At 49.6% G+C, this 347-nt stretch carries 1 protein-coding gene; it reads left to right on the forward strand.

All coding sequences use genetic code 11. The annotated features are described in order from the left end of the window. Positions 1-347: TIGR00153 family protein (locus R0J87_RS18990; RefSeq protein WP_498888172.1), on the forward strand; the 347-nt coding region annotated here is incomplete at both ends.

Genomic DNA, 347 nt, shown 5'->3' on the forward strand with positions numbered 1-347 from the left:
TTGAAAAAGATGCGGATGTGCTCAATCGTGAAATCCGTCTCAAGCTTCCTCGTGGTCTTTTCATGCCAGTCGACCGGACTGACATGCTGGATCTCCTCACTCAGCAGGACAAACTCGCAAATCTGGCCAAAGATATTGCAGGTCGTGTCTACGGACGTCAGTTAGACATCCCTGAGCACTTTTATCCAGACTTTCTTGCCTACGTTCAACGCTGCCTTGATGCTGCCAATCAGGCCAGTCGTGTCATCCATGAACTGGATGAACTGCTGGAAGCCGGCTTTAAGGGCCGTGAAGTGACTCTGGTGGCAGAAATGATCAATCAGCTTGACGTTATCGAAGATGATACC

The organism is Halomonas sp. SIMBA_159 (assembly GCF_046536035.1).
In the GTDB taxonomy this organism is placed as follows: domain Bacteria; phylum Pseudomonadota; class Gammaproteobacteria; order Pseudomonadales; family Halomonadaceae; genus Vreelandella; species Vreelandella venusta_A.